Origin of the sequence: Vibrio sp. 10N.261.52.C2, assembly GCF_041471425.1 — a bacterium.
Classification (GTDB): domain Bacteria; phylum Pseudomonadota; class Gammaproteobacteria; order Enterobacterales; family Vibrionaceae; genus Vibrio; species Vibrio crassostreae_C.
The window spans coordinates 111,456-128,905 of the sequence record NZ_JBFROH010000023.1 but is presented as its reverse complement, the minus strand read 5'-3'; the positions used below and the strand labels follow the sequence as shown (position 1 = coordinate 128,905).

15 protein-coding genes and 1 pseudogene are annotated in these 17,450 nt (G+C 45.1%); 10 read left to right on the top strand and 6 right to left on the bottom strand.

Translation table 11 applies throughout. The features are described 5' to 3' along the window. Positions 1-52 precede the first annotated feature (52 nt). On the bottom strand, positions 53-841 hold the full coding sequence (locus AB4307_RS10090) for an AraC family transcriptional regulator (RefSeq protein ID WP_029235520.1): 789 nt from the start codon (positions 839-841) through the stop codon (positions 53-55). Positions 842-939: 98 nt separating this feature from the next. On the opposite strand from AB4307_RS10090, the gene AB4307_RS10085 reads away from it, so the two are divergent. From AB4307_RS10085 to AB4307_RS10070, 4 genes and pseudogenes are all read left to right on the top strand, one after another. Beyond that, positions 940-1,833 carry a DMT family transporter gene (locus tag AB4307_RS10085; protein WP_017065645.1) on the top strand — a complete coding sequence of 298 codons (894 nt, stop codon included), beginning with the start codon at positions 940-942 and terminating at the stop codon, positions 1,831-1,833. A 48-nt stretch (positions 1,834-1,881) separates the two neighbouring features. Next, positions 1,882-2,136: pseudogene (locus AB4307_RS10080) on the top strand (peptide ABC transporter substrate-binding protein); the annotation flags it as partial. A gap of 406 nt (positions 2,137-2,542) precedes the next feature. Then, the gene (locus AB4307_RS10075) at positions 2,543-3,046 is read left to right on the top strand and encodes an acyl-CoA thioesterase (protein ID WP_019822926.1); all 504 of its coding nucleotides are present in this window, start codon (positions 2,543-2,545) and stop codon (positions 3,044-3,046) included. A 237-nt stretch (positions 3,047-3,283) separates the two neighbouring features. Next, positions 3,284-3,556, top strand: a complete 273-nt coding sequence (locus AB4307_RS10070; protein ID WP_019822928.1) for a hypothetical protein — start codon at positions 3,284-3,286, stop codon at positions 3,554-3,556. A gap of 561 nt (positions 3,557-4,117) precedes the next feature. Here the strand turns inward: AB4307_RS10070 and malG are convergent. The 3 genes from malG to malE all read right to left on the bottom strand — a co-directional run bounded on the left by malG (position 4,118) and on the right by malE (position 7,857). Continuing rightward, positions 4,118-5,008, bottom strand: a complete 891-nt coding sequence (gene malG / locus AB4307_RS10065) for a maltose ABC transporter permease MalG (RefSeq protein WP_017060050.1) — start codon at positions 5,006-5,008, stop codon at positions 4,118-4,120. A gap of 11 nt (positions 5,009-5,019) precedes the next feature. Next, entirely contained in the window at positions 5,020-6,591 is a 1,572-nt protein-coding gene (gene malF, locus AB4307_RS10060; RefSeq protein WP_017060049.1) for a maltose ABC transporter permease MalF, read from the bottom strand. Between the two features lie 81 nt (positions 6,592-6,672). After that, positions 6,673-7,857 (bottom strand): maltose/maltodextrin ABC transporter substrate-binding protein MalE, encoded by a 1,185-nt coding sequence (malE, locus tag AB4307_RS10055; protein WP_017060048.1) that lies wholly within the window; start codon positions 7,855-7,857, stop codon positions 6,673-6,675. Positions 7,858-8,521: 664 nt separating this feature from the next. Here malE and malK point away from each other — a divergent pair. Next, positions 8,522-9,634: a maltose/maltodextrin ABC transporter ATP-binding protein MalK gene (malK, locus tag AB4307_RS10050; protein ID WP_017060047.1), complete on the top strand. Its 1,113-nt coding sequence runs from the start codon at positions 8,522-8,524 to the stop codon at positions 9,632-9,634. A 258-nt stretch (positions 9,635-9,892) separates the two neighbouring features. Here the strand turns inward: malK and AB4307_RS10045 are convergent, their stop codons facing one another. Beyond that, positions 9,893-10,093 (bottom strand): restriction endonuclease subunit S domain-containing protein, encoded by a 201-nt coding sequence (locus AB4307_RS10045; RefSeq protein ID WP_010431457.1) that lies wholly within the window; start codon positions 10,091-10,093, stop codon positions 9,893-9,895. A 208-nt stretch (positions 10,094-10,301) separates the two neighbouring features. After that, a complete protein-coding gene (locus AB4307_RS10040; RefSeq protein ID WP_137001445.1) occupies positions 10,302-12,218 on the bottom strand; it encodes a methyl-accepting chemotaxis protein in 1,917 nt (638 codons plus the stop codon). A gap of 456 nt (positions 12,219-12,674) precedes the next feature. Between AB4307_RS10040 and AB4307_RS10035 the strand changes: the two genes are divergently transcribed. The 5 genes from AB4307_RS10035 to AB4307_RS10015 form a co-directional block, all read left to right on the top strand. Beyond that, entirely contained in the window at positions 12,675-13,631 is a 957-nt protein-coding gene (locus tag AB4307_RS10035) for an AAA family ATPase (RefSeq protein WP_017064262.1), read from the top strand. Positions 13,632-13,641: 10 nt separating this feature from the next. Beyond that, complete coding sequence (locus tag AB4307_RS10030) at positions 13,642-14,568, top strand: DUF58 domain-containing protein (RefSeq protein ID WP_017065688.1); 927 nt, start codon at positions 13,642-13,644, stop codon at positions 14,566-14,568. Beyond that, complete coding sequence (locus AB4307_RS10025; protein ID WP_017065687.1) at positions 14,565-15,050, top strand: DUF4381 domain-containing protein; 486 nt, start codon at positions 14,565-14,567, stop codon at positions 15,048-15,050. The genes AB4307_RS10030 and AB4307_RS10025 overlap by 4 nt, the downstream gene beginning before the upstream one ends. After that, positions 15,043-16,050 carry a vWA domain-containing protein gene (locus tag AB4307_RS10020; RefSeq protein WP_017065686.1) on the top strand — a complete coding sequence of 336 codons (1,008 nt, stop codon included), beginning with the start codon at positions 15,043-15,045 and terminating at the stop codon, positions 16,048-16,050. The genes AB4307_RS10025 and AB4307_RS10020 overlap by 8 nt, the downstream gene beginning before the upstream one ends. Then, a partial coding sequence (locus AB4307_RS10015; protein ID WP_372131764.1) for a VWA domain-containing protein occupies positions 16,043-17,450 on the top strand: 1,408 nt, incomplete at its 3' end. The genes AB4307_RS10020 and AB4307_RS10015, both read left to right, overlap by 8 nt.

Sequence of the window (17,450 nt, the reverse complement as noted above, 5' to 3'; positions counted from 1 at the left end):
TATCTACGTACTAACTAGCGCAAACATCCGTTCTTTTGGCAACAAGACCGAGCTACAACAAACGGTTCTTATACTGCTCTGGCGTTTGGTTCGCGTAACGTTTGAACATGGTGATAAATGGGCTTGCTTGGTTATAACCCAATGTAAGAGCGACCTCTTTAACCGATTGGCCGTTTCTCAACAAGTCCATTGAGTATAGGTAGCGCACTCGCAGTCGCCACTCGGTAAAGCTCATTCCAAGCTCGGTCTGGCAGTGGCGAGAAAGGGTTCTTTCCGTGGTGTGGACACGTTCAGCCCAATCTTTCAGCGTCACTTCATCGGTTGGGTTCTCTTCAACAGAAGCCAATATAGGCGCTAGATACTTATTATCGGTTGAAGGCAAGAAGTGGTGTTCAACCTCACGCTGCGCAAGTTGGTCAAGCAGTACCTGAACGAGCCTTTGGTCTTGCTCGGTTTCCGCAACATTGATCCCACGATCGCGAAAATCATCGATAATAGAAGACACAATCGGCGTGATCTTTATAAGGCTGGTTTTATCTGGCAGGTGTTGCGTGAGTTCTGGGGCGATATTTAGTGAACAGTAGTCCAAAGGCTTACGGTTATAACTGCAATGCATCACCCCGGCCGGTACCCAAATCGCTAGATGTGGTGGCGCTAGAAATCGAGTGCTTTCCGCTTCCATCTCTAATATACCACCACTGATCAATTGAACCTGTCCCCATGAGTGGCTATGAACTCGGGTTTCAGTGTTCGAAAGAAACGCTTCAAAATTCATAAATACGTTGGATGGTGCCTTATCAATTAATAAGGATGGATGAAGGTTTCTGGAGTGTTTTTTCAAACTTGTCTTCCTATCGCGCTTAATGTCTTTCTAAAGATACTTGTAAGTATAACGACCTGTCAAACTAGCCGCACCAACTCATTCGCCACGGAATTCACATGCATTACCTATTACCATTTTTTACAGTCTGTATCTGGGGCGCCAATGCAATCGTCAACAAGCTTGCTGCAAGCACCATAGAACCTAGCGCAATGAGTTTTTACCGCTGGTTTTTTGCGATGTTAATTCTCACGCCTTTCTGTATTCGCCCAGTGATGAAGCAGTGGGCTGTCATTAAGCCAAACTTATCTAAATTAGCGTTCCTCGGCTTTTTGGGCATGGTGTTGAACCAATCTCTAGGTTACTACGCAGGCTTAACCACAACCGCCTCTAACATGGCATTAATCACTTCTTTGGTTCCATTGGTCAGTGTATTTTTAAGCGTCCCTTTGCTGCACAAGTCGATTTCTAGTTTGAGTATTGTTGGTGGTGTGTTGTCACTATCAGGCTTAGCCCTGATGTTAGGCAAAGGCGATCCGTTATTCTTCATGCATCAAGAATTGACTCAAGGCGATGGCTATATGCTAATTGCAGCCTTTGTTTATGCTTCTTACTGTGTACTACTGAAACGCTGGAAAATGCCAATCAGTAGCTGGGTGGTGATATACATTCAGGGTCTGTTTGCTGTCGCGATGCTTACGCCACTTTGGCTTACCAGCGAACAACTTTTACCACCGCAACAAGCGCTCCCATTGATAGCTTACGCAGCGGTTGCCGCTTCGATTTTAGCGCCTTGGATGTGGGTGAAAGCGATTGACACCATTGGTGCTGACTCAAGCGCGATGTTCATGAATTTGCTTCCGGTTGTAGCGATCGTATTAGCCGCGACATGGCTTGGCGAAGAGATTAACCAGTTCCACATCATTGGTGGTGTGATGGTGATTTCAGGTGTCATCCTTGCTCAAATCAGAAGAAAACCAAGGCTTGAGGCTCCTCTCCCTCAACAAAGCTAAACGCATTACCCAACGCTCACATTAGGGTAAAAATTCAAACTCACGTTTCACACAGCAAATGAGAGTGGCTACTGTAATCCATACTATGATGAGCCCTTACAGCAAGCGAGTAAAACGGAAGATTAGTCTAAACGCTTTACTTTATATCAGCACGATGAGTCGTTACTCAACTATTCTTCAGCAGTTATACCTTTATATCATTACAATCACACACGATTAGTGCGAAATACACTAAAAGGCTTCCCAAACAATAATCCGAAAGGAAATATCTACGCGAAGGATCTATACTTTTTAAAACAGTAAAAGTGAGCTGATAAGAAAACAATAATCACTACCACTTTAGTGGTATCTGAGATACAGCCACTTTAACTAAACCAAATCAACAGCGGTTGGTTGGCTAACACAAAAAAGTACCGACATGAGTACCACACGGCTTAGAAACACCTAGCATTACGCTAGGTGTTTTTTTTGCAATCGACCTATCTAGTGACTTAATCAGTATTTCTATTCTCTTGCTTGATATCACTTCATCCATGTTTGCCATTCGCCTGATACGCCTTTAAGCACCAATATTCATCAACTGATCATCTGTTTGAAAAAAATAGTCTTAACCATGAGATTATCCGCTTTAACTTATGTCATCTTAAGTATATTGTTACTAGCAAGTAACAAGCATGTTACGCAGCAAAATAATAATGAAGGAAGATAGATGAGCAGTAGCAATAGCCGACAAGATGGTAAACGAGACGTTACTCTGCGTTTTTTAGCTGAACCCGGGGATGTGAACTTTGGTGGTAAAGTTCATGGTGGTGCAGCAATGAAGTGGATCGATTTAGCAGCCTACGCTTGTTCCGCAGGTTGGAGCGGTAAATACTGTATAACAGCCTATGCAGGCGGAATTCGATTCGTTGCCCCAATTCATGTAGGCAACCTTGTGGAAGTAAGTGCAAAGGTCATTTACACAGGTTCATCTTCAATGCATATCGCTATCGACGTGCAAGCAAGCGACCCTAAAGAGCTCAATAACCGCCTAACAACTCACTGTATCGTTATTATGGTCGCTGTCGATGAGAATGGTAATCCGACTAAAGTGCCAGAGTGGATACCAGAGACGCCAGAAGACATCGAATTACGAGATTCGGCTATTCGCCTAATGAACATGCGAAAACAGATTGGTGAAGAGATGGAAGCTCACGTGAAGTACCTTAAGTAAGGTCCACCAGCTGCCCTCCCCCTACAAAACCTTATTACAATGCCAAGCGCCTGCTTGGCATTGATCTATTTGATACCTTCGTGCTCTACACAGCCAAATCCGCTGCACACCCAATACAGACGATAAGAGCGTGATACCCAGCCAAAGGTTGAAATGAATCGGCACTTGTTCACTGATTTATTTTGACTGTAATAAAGTCGTCATTTTGCTCTGATTAAATACCGCCAATCATAATAGATGCATTTGAATTTCTTGGAGCCACTCTTGAGCGTCATACGCCCCACTCTTAGCGAGTCTACACTGAACAATTTAAAGGCTGTTGAGTACCAATGGGTTAGAACTTTGTACGTCGAAGGCTACGACAGCAATGAAATCAACCACTATATCCAAACGTGTTTCGGTGGAGATCCGACATTTGCCGATCTATTTCGTCGCGTGGCACTCGATCAAGAAAGTATCTATGTGTTGTTGCAACACTTAGGTTGTGCTCCTTCTAGTAAAGAGTTCTAACTTCTAAGTCCAACCAAAAACCAGAAGCATAAATAAACCTACCTCCATAATCCTCATGAATGTCACTTGAATATTTTGTAACTACCTCTCGCTTACCCATACATTTTCAGTGCAATTTCAGGTTTTGTTGCATACAAATCATTGAAGTATCACGCATTGGAATATTCACAACATATCAATAGTACAACAGCCACTTATACTGAGTGTCTGATTTGTGAGACTAGTTCATTTCTACAAGTAACCAAAATGAAGTGGTCGGTATTTAGGAGAGAAGTAACTCGAAACTTTGGGTTTTAAAGTAGATATGAGCGCGATAGTTAACGAGTAACGCTGACACAAAAAACAAAAAGTAGCAGGCATAAAAAAACCCAAGTAAATACCTGGGTTAGAGTTACAAAAACCACTAATCATTAATAGCGTAAGGAACCTGATTAGTAGCCAGCTATGCGTAACCTGAGGGTTATTTTTATTACTGATCGGCGGCCAAACCAAATGATGTAATAAAAATGCCAATATAGAGCGACCTAACGGTCGCTCTTTTTCTTTCTTATAGAGTACAGCTTATCCTTTTACACCACCTGCCGTCAAACCACCAACTAACCAACGTTGAGCAAGTAAGAACACGATAGTAATCGGAAGTGCTGATAGTACAGCCGCTGCCGCAAAGTCACCCCATAGGTAGTTCTGAGGGTATAGGTACTGCTGCATACCTACTGCTAGCGTGTAAGAGTTCACATCTGTAAGTAGGATAGACGCTACTGGCACCTCACCCACTGTCGCGATGAAAGATAAGATAAACACAACCGCTAGGATTGGCACAGACAGCGGTAGTAGAACCAGTCTGAATGCTTGCCAAGGCGTTGCACCATCAAGGGCTGCTGCCTCTTCCAGAGAGTTATCAATCGTCTCAAAGTAACCCTTAATCGTCCATACGTGCAGTGCAATACCACCTAGGTAAGAGAAGATTAGACCACCGTGTGTGTTCAAGCCTAAGAACGGAATGTATTGACCAAGTTTGTCAAACAGCGCGTAGATTGCTACTAGAGCCAATACTGCTGGGAACATTTGGAAAATCATCATCGCTTTCAGGATTGTGTTCTTACCTTTAAAGCGCATACGAGCAAACGCGTAAGCCGATGTCGTAGACAGTGTCACAATCAGAATCGATGTGATACCTGCAACCTTCACTGAGTTCCATAACCAAGTTAGCACAGGGAACGGAGGTGACGTTACCGAGCCATCTGCGTTCGTTACTGACATACCCAATGCTAACTTCCAGTGTTCCAATGATGGGTTATCTGGAATCAAACTACCGGTTGCGAAGTTACCTTCACGGAACGAGATCGCGATGATCATCAGTAGTGGGAAGATAATCATTGCCAAGAAGCACCACAACACTGCATGCGTTGCCCACACTCGGTATTTAAGGCCTTTACCTTGTACCATAGCCATTGTCGTGCTCCTTAATCTTGAGACAGTTTAGTGAAACGAAGGTTTAGTAACGCTAGTGCACCAACCAATAGGAAGATAAGCGTTGCGATAGCACTTGCTAGACCGAAGTCTTGACCGCCGCCGCCTTCGAATGCAATTCGGTACGTGTAGCTTACAAGCAAGTCTGTGTAACCCGCTGGCTCAGAAGTACCAATCATGTTCGGGCCACCGTTCGTCAATAGTTGAATCATTACGAAGTTGTTGAAGTTAAAGGCAAACGCTGCAATCAATAGCGGTGTAAGCGGTTTAATCATCAATGGGAACGTAATGCGCTTGAAGTTATCAAGGAAGTTCGCACCATCGATTGCTGACGCTTCGTATAAATCATCAGGAATCGCTTTAAGCAGACCCATACATAGAATCATCATGTAAGGGAAACCTAGCCATGTGTTAACCATCAACACCATGGTTTTCGCTAAGATAGGGTCTGAGAACCAGTTCGGGCTTAAGCCGAAGATATTCTCGAGCACCATGTTGATCTCACCAAAGCTTTGGTTGAATAGACCCTTAAAGATAAGAATCGAGATAAACGCGGGTACGGCGTAAGGCAGAATCAGTAGAACACGATAAATAGAACGACCTTTCAACTCTTCCCATTGCACGATGTTAGCCAATACAAGGCCGATAACTAGCGTGAACGCTACGGTACATACCGAGAAGATAACCGTCCAAATAAAGATGCTGATAAACGGTTCTTTAATGCCGTCATCTTTCCATACACGCTCAAAGTTATGCGTACCAATGCTAACCACGAAACCTGGAGAGATGGTATTACCCGTAAACTCACCATTTGCATCAACAGGCTGGTAGAAACCCACATCCATATTTGGCTTGAGAACTTCACCCGTTTCATTGTTGATTAACGTTTCTTCATCGTCTTGTAGCGTGTAAAGCGGAGCAACAGAAGCAAACTTACGTAAGCCACTCATGCGGATGTCACCACCGTCAGGTAGATTGAAATCAACACCACTGATTGCTGCTCGGTTTTGAATGATCGCTTTGATCTTCTCTTTTTCACCTTGCGCAGACTCAATAACAGATAGGTCCATCTCTGTTTCTGTCATATTGTCTAGAGAAAATACGTCAGTCGCTAACAGTTGATCGCCATCTTTTACAACGATCTGGTGACCGTCATCTGTCTTGTACAAAGTAAATGGGTAGCTCTCACCGCTTTGGAAAGAACGGTCTAAAAGAACGGTTTGAGTACGCTCTAGAGAAAGTTGGTTTTTCGCGCTGTAGTTAGTAAACGCAAGCCCTACGGTGTATGCCAATGGGAAAAGAATGAACAAGATCATTCCGGCAATACCTGGGTAAATATAACGGTGGGCGTAAGTTTTTTTACTACCAAAAATGTAAAGTGCCAAAGCCGTTAAGATCACTGTAAGCAGCGCAAAAGCGAGCTCACCGCGAGAATACATTAGAATTGTAGCGTAGCCGTTTATTAAGCCAACGCTACCAAGCAACCCCCATTTAATGAAGACGCTTTTACTGCCTGGAAGGCTTGATGGTGCTGGGATAGCATCTGTACCTTGAACTGACTGCATAGAGGAACCTGCTAGCGATATAGATAAAAAATAGAAAAGTAAGGAGAGGTTACCCTCTCCTTAAAAGGTAGTGCCTGGGTGTTACTTAACCATACGACCTTCAGCAGCTTTTAGTGCTTGGTCTACTGATTGACGGCCGTCAACTACGTTGCCGATCGCTTCTTCCATGCTGTACCAGAATGTTGTGAACTGAGGGATGTTAGGCATGATTTCACCGTTCATCGCGTTGTCCATTGTTGCTGCAATACGAGTATCGCTGTCTAGTTGACGTTGGAAAGAGTTAAGAGCAACAGCGCCTAGTGGCTTGTCGTCGTTCAGGCTCTTCATACCTTCATCTGTTAGTAGGTAGTTTTCCATGAACTCAACAGCTAGGTCGCGGTTTGGAGACGCAGTGCTGATACCACCTGCCCATACACCAACGAAAGGTTTAGACGCTTTACCGTTGAACTTAGGTAGTGTTGTTACGCCGTAATCTACGCCAGCTTTCTTGATGTTTTCCCAACCCCAAGGGCCGTTGATTGTCATTGCAACGTTACCCGCAACAAATTCAGACTCAGCAACTGAGTAATCCATGTCTGCAGAGATAACCTTGTCTTGTACCATCTTCTCGATGAAACCTAGAGACTTCTGAACACCATCAGTCGCTACGCCCGCATCTTTAATGTCGTAACCTTCTGCAGTCTGTTTGAATGCGTAACCGCCGTCAGCTGCAAGTAGAGGCCATGTGAAGTAAGCGCCGCCACGTAGAGGCCACATGATCGCTTTCTTGCCGTCTTTTTTAAGTTCAGCATCAAGTGCTGGGATTTCTTCCCAAGACTTAGGTGGGTTAGGAACAAGCGCTTTGTTATAAATTAGCGAAACTGACTCAACAGCAACAGGGTATGCGATTGTTTTACCTTCGTATGAAACAGCGTCCCATGCGAAGTCTACGATACCTTCTTTAGTTTCTTTAGAAGGTTTGATATCAACAAGAAGTCCCGCTTCTGCATAGCCGCCAAAACGGTCATGTGCGTAGAAGATCATGTCTGGGCCATCGCCAGCTGCTGCTACTTGAGGGAATTTCTCTTCTAGCTTGTCAGGGAAAGCGACGGTTACTTTAACACCAGTATCTTCTTCGAAGCGTTTACCTACTTCAGCCATGCCTTCATAAGCTTTGTCACCACCTACCCAGATTGTTAGTTGTCCTTCTTCGATAGCAGCATTTGCACCAAAAGAACCCAGAGCAACTATTGTACCTAGAGCTACAGCGCTTAGAGCGTTTTTCATGTGAATATCCTTTTTATATTTATACGTAGGGCACATCTACCAAGACGAGCCAGTTTTCGGAGGTTATGATCTGAGAAAACAGACCCTAGCTCATCATCCTAGCCACTACGCCCTAGCTATTATGGCTTAAATTCGTGATCGCCATCCGGTCAGATTAGAGACTGCAATCACAAAACGTATACTCATCGTGATCAACATCACCGTTACGCGGTGGATTTATTTGAACTGGATCGCCAATTATTAATAACCCCATTTATCTACTCCTCCCCTCCTACTCCCCCTAGTTAATTTTCCATTAGGAGGATGTACCCTTACGCCAATTCACCGAAACTGCATTCATCCAAGAGTGGATAGTAAGAACCCTTTACCGGCAAGTGTTATGCGTTGACGCATTATTCATTTAGTTGGCTTCACTGCCCGCTGGTGTCTTATATTAGCATCGAGCTAAATCTGTGATTGAATCACGGGGGAGGTTTAGCTGGATGTGGGGGAAATGGGCATCAGTTTGGCTATGACGGGTGGGCTTGGTTAAAGAAGCCAAGTCTCACCCACTTTTTTCTTACTCACTCAATACTTACCAATTCCTACAGTTACTGCTGACCCAAAAATTTCTTATAATGATAAGCAGTAAAACTTAAAATTTGATCGATCGAGGACAAGCTAGATGGCGAGTGTCACGTTAAAAAACGTTTATAAATCATATGGTGATGTACAGATTTCTAAGGACGTAACCTTAGACATCAACGAAGGTGAATTCGTAGTATTCGTTGGACCATCAGGTTGTGGTAAATCGACGCTATTACGTTGTATCGCAGGTCTAGAAGACATTACGTCTGGTGATTTGTACATTGGCGACCAACGCATGAATGACGTTGAACCGTCAAAGCGTGGCGTAGGTATGGTATTCCAGTCTTATGCGCTTTACCCTCACCTTAACCTATACGACAACATGTCTTTCGGTCTTAAGCTAGCAAACGCAAATAAAGCTGAGATCGACAAACGCGTTGAACATGCTGCAGAAATCCTTCAGCTTGGTCACCTTCTTGAGCGCCAACCTAAAGCGCTTTCTGGTGGTCAACGTCAACGTGTTGCGATTGGTCGTACTCTGGTTTCTCAACCAAACGTATTCCTACTTGATGAGCCTTTATCAAACCTAGATGCCGCGCTACGTGTTCAAATGCGTTCGCAAATCACCAAGCTACAGCGTCAACTGGGTTGTACCATGATCTACGTTACCCACGACCAAGTGGAAGCGATGACAATGGCGGATAAGATCGTTGTTCTGGATGGTGGTTATGTATCTCAAGTCGGTAAGCCGCTTGACCTTTACCACTACCCTCAAAACCGTTTCGTTGCTGGCTTTATTGGCTCACCGAAGATGAACTTCATGTCGGTACACATTGAACAAGCTGAAGCAGAACGCGTATTGGTACAACTTTCTAATGGCATGACTTTCTGGATCCCTGTTGATGGTACGACTGTCAATGCTGGCGATCGTATGTCTCTGGGTATTCGCCCTGAACACTTGATGTCTGCTGAATCAGGTGACGCGACGATTGAAGCTGACGTGATGATGGTAGAGAAACTAGGTAACGAAACTCAGGTTTACCTAAACCTTGAAAGTGCCGATGCTGATGTTATCTATCGCCAGCCAGACACGTTGAAAATCGAATCAGGTGACAAGTTGGCGATTGGTATTCCAGCGCACCGTTGTCACCTGTTCCACAGCGATGGCCGCGCATGTCGTCGTTTGTACAAAGAATACGGCACAGACTAATCGCTTAGCCTTTTAGGATATAACTTGCCCATATCGAATCCCTCTTACTCAGTAAGGGGGATTTTTTTATGTGCTGGATATTTTTATGTGTTGGATACGAGTTTCACTTACATTGAATAGTTCATGAGTCAGCCACTCGGTCTTTCGCTAGCGGCAATAAAAAAGGTCTAGCAAGCGCTAGACCTTTATCTGTTAGTTAGGCTATGAACCCAACCGCTAATATCACTTCTTTCAGACATGAAACCTGTCTAAATCAACTTAGTGAATTGGCGTATCATTCTGTTTGTTGAACTGGCCAAAATGCTTCTCTAACACTTCAGGAGTCAGTTTGCCTTCCGCCTCTAGTCGCTTGAACTCAGCAACAATTGCTTTTTGCTCTTCAAGTGATGGCAGTTTCACCTCAGGCTCATCGCCCATCTCTTGAGTCATCTGCTCTAGTTCTTTTTCAAAATCGCTCATGATACTTACCTAAATATTAAACCTAACGAGATTTTACTCATTTACGCCCTATGATGCTAGGGTGATTAAAAGCAAAGCCCGAAACCAGATCAAGCTAAAGGCAGTTAGAGGCAAATTAGCGTACTAATAAAAAGAGCCGGATTAACGATGAAATGACCCCAGCTCTTCGTCTATATCCCTTTCTAAGCCATGTTACAGCTTGAAAGAATTAAAGCTTAAATAAACCAACCATCTTATCTAGACGAGACGATAGATCACGAAGCTCTTGGCTCGCTTCAGCAAGTTGCTCAGCCGTGCTCGTTGTCACTTCGTTGATTGCGTTAATCTCTTCAATGTTCTGGTTGATGGTGTGAACTACGGTTGATTGCTCTTCCGTTGCCGTTGCCACTTGAGTGTTACGGTCTGTGATATCAACGATACGGTCTGAAATGCCACTCAGCACGTCTACCGCTTCATCCGAAGCCGATACACCTTCAAGGGTAATCACCTTACCCGCACTCATTGCCGTTACCGCATCTTTAGCATCGCTTTGCAGTTGGTTGATCATCTTTTGAATCTCTTCCGTTGAATCTGCGGTACGGCTTGCTAGGTTACGTACTTCATCCGCTACAACCGCAAAACCACGACCTTGCTCACCAGCACGGGCGGCTTCAATTGCAGCGTTTAATGCGAGTAAGTTAGTTTGCTCTGAAATATCACGAATAACACCCAGAATAGAACCGATGTCTTGAGTTGTAGAAGCCAGTTGCTCTACTACCTGACCTGTGCTTTCAATATCTTGCGCCAAACGGCTGATCGCGTCTTTTGCTTTGTTCACCACAGAGCGACCTACTTCCGTATTGCCTGAAGCTTGAGTTGCCGTTTCTGCTGCGGTTGCCGCGTTCGATGCAATCTCACTGATGGTCATACCCATTTGGTTAATGGCAGCTACGACTTGAAGGGTTTGGTCGCGCTGTTCTTGGCTGTTGTCGTGGGTGATGTGAGCTTTATTCGAAACACTCTCTGCAGCCACTTGAAGCGCTTGGCTTGTCGAACACACCTCTTTCATCGACTCGTGAATCTTTTCAATGAATCCGTTGAAGCCTTTTGAAAGCTGTGCAATTTCATCGTTGCCTTTCACTTCGATACGCTGTGCAAGGTCACCGTCGCCTTCACCTAAGTCGCCGAAACGCTTAGCCAAAAGCTTGATCGGTTGAGTAATGCTGTTCGCCAGAACTACGCCCATTAGGATAAACACTAATGCCACAACCGCAGTCATGATCAGCATCTTCTGCGCTGTCGCATCTAACTCTGCAAACACTTCACCAGTCGGAACGACACCAATAACAAACCAGTCCATTGAAGACACATACAAGCTCGCCACGAACAGCTCTTGGCCTTGGCTTTCAGTGGTAATCAGGTTAAAACCCGACTTGTTCAGTAGTTGGCTTGCTTGAGGACCGTAAAGTTGTTGAAGTGAAGAGTCACTGCGAGAACGCTCACGGTGAATTTGAACATCACCTTGGCTATCGGTTAAGAATACGAAGCCGGTATTTTCAATCTTAAAGCCGTTCAGCAGGTTAACCATGTCATCCATCGACTTTGATAGACCAGACATCGCCAAACCAGAAGGTTGTTGATAGTTAGCAAACATCTTCACTTCGCCATTGGCTTCTTGGAACATGCTCACCATGGTCGGCTGTCCAGATTGCGTAAAGCCAAAGAACCAACCATCTTGCTGTTGGTTTAACTGACGCAGGAAACCATTTTGGTTCCAGTAGTAAGCCGTTTGACGGTTCGCCACTGATGCATCGTTCAACTGATACTGGTTACGAACATTGTTCAGCTGTTTAACCAGTTTATTTTCTAGTGCCGGATCGCGATCGGTCGATTCGATAGCATCAGAAATAAATTCATTTGAAGCAATTTGCTCCGCCGCTAGTAATAGCTGAGAGACTTCTCGGTCAATTTCACCATTGATTCGCTCTAGCATTCCTGGAAGTTCAATATCGATCAATCGATGACTTAATACATCTCTTGCTTGTTGTTGTGCCATTGCGCCGACAATCACTGTCGATGCAAGAACCGCAAAGGTAATTCCAAGTACAACTTTTTGCTTGATACTCAGAGAGTTAGTTTTAAACATATTTGGACCTTTAAAAAGAATCGCTCGTTATTGGTATACCCTGAACAGGACTTTTTTAGTGCACTCCAACAAGCAATGCACAATCTGAGTGATGTATCGGCCACAACCAATAAAACTAGAGACTTTCTTCTCAAAAAACTGCAAATATGATGTAACAATTAGAAATATTCACCTTGAGCATGAATTAACTAAGCAAATACCGCATTGTCGAGAGTCAATTTTAGTTCTCACCCCCTGAGACCCAACCGAACTCAAACCACTCCCCACCGCCGAGCTTTTGTATATAAAAACCAATTGATATAGTAATAATCACAACCTAACGATTTTTTTAGCTAACCACTTGTAAATATTTCCAATTTTGAAAAAATAAATTACGCAAATGTACTGGAACTTTTTCCTCGAAATCAGTGACCAATACTCAAAATAAAAATCAAATGGATACCCAGAGAGTCCAAAATGCACAAAACAAATTTCGAAGTCCTTCAAAACTATCTAGAGTCTCAAATCATTGGTCAAAAAGAGCTCGTTAAGCAACTGATGATCGCCCTTTTAGCGGATGGTCATATCCTCGTTGAAGGACCTCCCGGCTTAGCAAAAACTCGCGCAGTAAAATCATTGGCTGATTGTGTTGAGGGTCACTTCCACCGCATTCAATTCACTCCCGATCTGTTACCTGCTGATTTGACGGGTACCGACATCTTCCGTCCTGAGACTGGGGAGTTCACTTTCCAATCAGGCCCGATTTTCAACTCGCTGATTCTAGCGGATGAGATCAACCGAGCTCCGGCGAAAGTTCAAGCGGCAATGCTGGAAGCAATGGCAGAGAAACAAGTAACTGCCGGTCGAAAAACCTATGCGCTGCCTGAGTTGTTCTTGGTAATGGCAACACAGAACCCAATTGAACAAGAAGGGACTTACCCGCTACCGGAAGCTCAGTTAGACCGATTCTTGCTTCACCTAGAGGTTGAATACCCAGATATGGAAAGCGAGCTTGAGATCTTACGACTCAACCGTGGTGAGGCTCAAGGTAACGAATCAGCTCAGCCACAACAGATATCTCAGCAAACGATCTTTGAAGCGCGCCAAGAAGTGCTCAACATTCACATGGCAGACACCATTGAGCAGTACATCATCAGACTGGTTATGGCGACTCGCCAACCTAAGCAATACAGTGACCAACTTGATCAATGGTTAGACATGGGTGTCAGCCCGCGTGCAACCATTGCGTTAGACCGTTGTGCCCGCGCTCACGCTTGGCTTGCAGGACGAGATTACGTCACGCCACAAGACGTTCAAGCGATGGCATTCCCTGTGTTACGCCACCGTCTACTGCGCAGCTACCACGCACAAGCTGAAGGTGTCACCGCAAACCAAGTGATCGCACACCTTATTTCATTGGTTGGCAGCGCATAGGGATACGCGCATGAATAATCAACTACCCAACCATAGTGACGGCGTCACGTTAAATCTGGATGAGCTGCTGCAATACAAAGCGCAGTCTGTTCGCTGGTTGCCTCCCGCCAAGAGCCTTTGGTCACAGCTTAACGGCCAACACGAGAGCAACCGTAAAGGTCGCGGGATGAATTTCTCTGAAGTTCGTCAATATCAAGCGGGAGATGACATTCGCAGCATTGATTGGCGTGTAACAGCCAGAACGGGCAAAGCGCATACCAAACTTTTCTCTGAAGAACGAGAACAGCCTGTCATTTTATTCTTGGATCTATCAAGCAGTATGATTTTCGGCTCAACCTTGTTGCTGAAATCGGTTCAACTTGCACACTTTGCTAGCCAACTGTGCTGGCTTACTGTGGCTCAAAAAGATCGAATTGGCGCGGTGATCGATACTGGCAAAGAGGTCATTGAGATTAAGCCAAGTGCAAGCAACCATGCTCCACTGCGTATTTTGCAAAAAGTCATAGAAATCAATAATGCAGCGCTGACTCATCACGACAATCATAATGACACAACCTTAGAGCATGGGCTGAAATCTCTGCACCAGCTTTGCCCTAAAGGAAGCGATATTATTATGCTCAGTGATTTTGTGCGCTACCAAGAAAGTGACTACTCACTTATCAGTCAAATTCGCCGACACAACAGAGTACGTCTGGTGCATTTCTACGACCCGCTAGAGCAAGGTGAAACCACCTATAAAGGCTCTAAACAGGTCACCGATGGCAGCAAAACTCAATGGTTTAATTTCTCTTCTAATAAAGAAAAGCAAAAGCTTAACCATGCTTTTTCGCTTAAGAAACAGCAGCTGCAACAGATGGGGTTATCTCTCGCGATACCTTATAGCTCGCTGTCGAGTGCGCAGTCACTCATGAGCCAGATATCAGGAGCTCAGTCATGAAACAGCCCTTAGATTTAAGTCCGGTGATTGCGCCAGACGCCCCGACTTGGTGGCCTTTGGCGTGGGGTTGGTGGGCAGTCATTATCACAGCCATTTTCCTGATTGCCTTGGTGTTTTTCATTCTAAAACGTAGAAAAAACAATCAACAGGCGAAACAAGAAGCGCTGTCTTACTTTAGTAATAGTCAGTCCCAAGATGGCTTGTCTCCGAGCAAAGCTCAAGACATCGTTCGTCAAGCAGCACTGAGCTATTTCCCTCGTGAAAAAATTGCAGGTTTGTCTGGTGATGATTGGTTGAAGTTCTTAGATGCGCAATTGGCGAAGCCGTTATTTGTAGCAAAACAATCCCAGTGGCAACAAGCGCTCTATCAAGATGTAGCCCTAATGAACGACGAACAGAAAAAGGCTCAACAGCAATTGGTTAATGATTGCGAAACTTGGCTTCGCAAAGCACTTCCTCCAAAGCGAGGTCGTTATGAGTGATTTTCTAAGCACTATGTTTCTAAGCAGGGACTTGCTAAACATCGAGTTCGTTTGGTGGTGGATGTTCTTCATCGCGCCACTGCCGTTGCTCGTTTACTTGTTCTCACCAAAGTCAGAATCGAGCAATGCCCTAAGGCTTCCATTTCTGCCAGAAGACAGCAATACCAAAACACCGAGCAGTCGCTTACCAAAGGCGTTGTCCGTGATTATCTGGCTTCTGCTGGTTACGGCGAGCGCACGCCCTGTATGGTATGGCGAACCGGTGGAGTTTCAGCCGAAGCATCGTGATTTAATGTTAGTTGTCGACCTCTCCTATTCGATGAGCCAAGAAGACATGCAGTTCAATGGCGAATACATCGACCGCTTGTCGGCGGTGAAACGCGTATTGAGTGACTTTATTGAGCGACGAAAAGGCGACCGAGTTGGACTGGTGTTATTTGCTGATCACGCCTACTTGCAGACCCCGCTTACGCTAGATAGAGATACGCTTTCACAACAGCTCAATCAAGCGGTGTTAAAGCTGATTGGTACTCAAACAGCGATTGGTGATGGTATTGGTCTTGCCACCAAAACCTTTGTCGATAGCGATGCGCCCCAACGTGTAATGATTCTACTCAGCGACGGCAGTAATACCGCCGGGGTATTAGACCCATTAGAAGCGGCGGATATTGCAAAGAAATACGACGCAACGATTTACACCGTGGGTGTCGGTGCAGGCGAGATGATGGTCAAAGAGTTCTTCATGACGCGCAAAGTCAATACTGCTCAAGACTTGGATGAACGTACACTAATAGAAATTGCCAAACGCACCGGCGGTCAGTACTTCCGAGCGCGTGACAGCAAAGAGTTAGCGACGATTTACGACACCATTAACCAGTTAGAGCCCGTGACGAACGCCACTAAGATCTGGCGACCGCAACAAGAGTGGTTTGTATGGCCACTGTCGGCGGCAATGTTCTTCGCATTTATGCTGTTAGCCATTAGGAGAAACAATGTCTAACTTTACTTTTATCTACCCATATTGGTTCTTGGCGCTTGCCGTGCTGCCCGCTATTTGGTGGCTGAGCAAGACACAGTCCAAACAAGGATTACTCGCGTCACACATCGCCCGTTACTTGGCGCCAGAATCGAGTAAGCCATCGAAAAATCGCAGTACTTACTTCGGTATTTGGTGGCTGGTCGGCGTTATTGCGTTAGCTGGGCCAAGCTTCGAGAAAAACGAACAACCAAGCTTTGAAAAAACGCAGGCACGAGTTGTGATCATGGACATATCGATGTCAATGTATGCCACCGATATTAAGCCGAATCGCTTAACTCAAGCGCGATACAAGGCTCTTGATCTGCTTTCATTATGGAAGGAAGGGCTAACAGGCATGGTGGCGTATGCTGGGGATGCTTACACCATTAGCCCGCTAACGTCAGACATCAACACCATCAAAAACCTAGTGCCTAACCTATCGCCAGATATCATGCCTTATCAAGGTGGTGATGCCGCATCAGCTGTTAAGCTTGCGATTGATATGATGACTCGCGCGAAGATCTACCAAGGTGATTTGGTATTGATTGCTGATGACATCGATGACCAAGAGAAGAAGCAGATCGACTCCCTACTCTCTGGCAACGATTGGACATTGTCGATTCTAGCTGTAGGGAGTGAAAACGGTGCGCCAATCTCGTTACCTACGGGGTCGATGCTGCAAAGCGACTCAGGACAAACCGTGGTGGCAAGAACCAACTTGAAGAACATGCGCGAGCTTACACGCAGCTATGGTGGCACGTTCACTGAAGTTCAATTTGATAACTCAGATGTTGAACACATCGCGAGCTACCTCGACCGCGTTGCAACAACATCGGAAGTAACCAAGACCAAGAACTCACTCAACACCAGAGTGAACAACGGTTTCTGGTTACTGCCTTTGCTATTACTTCCGGCACTTGGATTATTCAGGAAAGGGGTTATTTGGTGTGCCTTAGCTGGAGTTATCTCTTTTAGCCAACCAAATACTGCGTTTGCGAACCCGTGGAAAACCGATGATCAAGTAGGCTATCAGCTGTATCAGGACGAGGACTTCCAACAAGCTGCTGAACAGTTCACCCAACAAGAGTGGAAAGGCATTGCTCAATACAAAGCCGGTGATTTCGAAGCCGCAGAGCAGACGCTGCAAGAGCTTTCTAGTGAAGATGCTCGCTACAACCTTGCTAACGCTCAAGCCCAACAAGGTAAGTACGACCAAGCGATCCAAGAGTATCAACGTATTCTTGAAAGCAACCCTGAACATGCTTATGCGAAGAAGAACCTAGAGATTGTCGAACAGGCTCAGAAGCAACAGCAACAGCAACAGCAAGGCGATTCTGACTCCAAAGACCAGAATGACCAAAATCAGCAAGGTCAGCAAGGTC

Coding starts and splice junctions, on each gene's coding strand:
- AB4307_RS10070 (WP_019822928.1), top strand. CDS start 3,284: ATGCATTTGAATTTCTTGGAGCCACTCTTGAGCGTCATACGCCCCACT.
- AB4307_RS10020 (WP_017065686.1), top strand. CDS start 15,043: ATGAGTGATTTTCTAAGCACTATGTTTCTAAGCAGGGACTTGCTAAAC.
- malF (WP_017060049.1), bottom strand. CDS start 6,591: ATGCAGTCAGTTCAAGGTACAGATGCTATCCCAGCACCATCAAGCCTT.
- AB4307_RS10030 (WP_017065688.1), top strand. CDS start 13,642: ATGAATAATCAACTACCCAACCATAGTGACGGCGTCACGTTAAATCTG.
- AB4307_RS10035 (WP_017064262.1), top strand. CDS start 12,675: ATGCACAAAACAAATTTCGAAGTCCTTCAAAACTATCTAGAGTCTCAA.
- malG (WP_017060050.1), bottom strand. CDS start 5,008: ATGGCTATGGTACAAGGTAAAGGCCTTAAATACCGAGTGTGGGCAACG.
- AB4307_RS10075 (WP_019822926.1), top strand. CDS start 2,543: ATGAGCAGTAGCAATAGCCGACAAGATGGTAAACGAGACGTTACTCTG.
- AB4307_RS10045 (WP_010431457.1), bottom strand. CDS start 10,093: ATGAGCGATTTTGAAAAAGAACTAGAGCAGATGACTCAAGAGATGGGC.
- AB4307_RS10085 (WP_017065645.1), top strand. CDS start 940: ATGCATTACCTATTACCATTTTTTACAGTCTGTATCTGGGGCGCCAAT.
- AB4307_RS10025 (WP_017065687.1), top strand. CDS start 14,565: ATGAAACAGCCCTTAGATTTAAGTCCGGTGATTGCGCCAGACGCCCCG.
- malK (WP_017060047.1), top strand. CDS start 8,522: ATGGCGAGTGTCACGTTAAAAAACGTTTATAAATCATATGGTGATGTA.
- AB4307_RS10040 (WP_137001445.1), bottom strand. CDS start 12,218: ATGTTTAAAACTAACTCTCTGAGTATCAAGCAAAAAGTTGTACTTGGA.
- malE (WP_017060048.1), bottom strand. CDS start 7,857: ATGAAAAACGCTCTAAGCGCTGTAGCTCTAGGTACAATAGTTGCTCTG.